This is a genomic window from Glaciimonas sp. GG7 (assembly GCF_052976905.1).
In genome coordinates this window covers 1-535 of the sequence record NZ_JBRIIQ010000235.1, presented here as the reverse complement: position 1 = coordinate 535, position 535 = coordinate 1, and the positions used below count along the sequence as shown (strand labels likewise).

Sequence of the window (535 nt, the reverse complement as noted above, 5' to 3'; positions counted from 1 at the left end):
AAGATTGTTCGGGAGCTTTGGTATTGGGCATCGTTCGATCCTTTAGTCTGGGTTTTGCCGGTCCCGTTGGATAACGGGGTGGGCGGCAGATGACGGAGTTGAACGACTGGATGTATGCACCAATAACCAGCAAGCCCGAAGGCTTCTCCGGCACCGCCGCCCAGAGAGGGCGAACTTAGGGCCCAGACCGCATGACGCGGTCCGGGTGCTTACATAGCAGGCGTTCAAACCTGAGTTCCTTTGTGAGAAACCGGTGACACAATAACTCTACAAAAAACTGAGGTCAACTGGAAAATAACGGTTTTTAATGAATCTAGTTTTCTTCGGTTTTTTTCTCGTTAAAACGTTTTTTGTTCAGTCGATACAGTGATCAATTCTCCATTGCAAACGGCTGTTGTGAAGTTGTCTTTGACCTTGCAGGCGCAGCCACCTTTGACGTTGCAGTTGCTTTTGAAGTTGCCGTTGCTTTTGAAGTGGCACTTGACCTACCCCGTCATGTAACGACGCCAAATTTTCCTGCCGCCAGACGGATCAG

The 535-nt window shown here is 49.5% G+C and carries 1 protein-coding gene; it reads left to right on the top strand.

All coding sequences use genetic code 11. From position 1 onward, the window contains the following. Positions 1-350: 350 nt before the first annotated feature. Positions 351-535, top strand: a 185-nt coding sequence (locus ACVBEF_RS21345) for a hypothetical protein (protein WP_447125896.1), incomplete at its 3' end; no start/stop codon positions are given.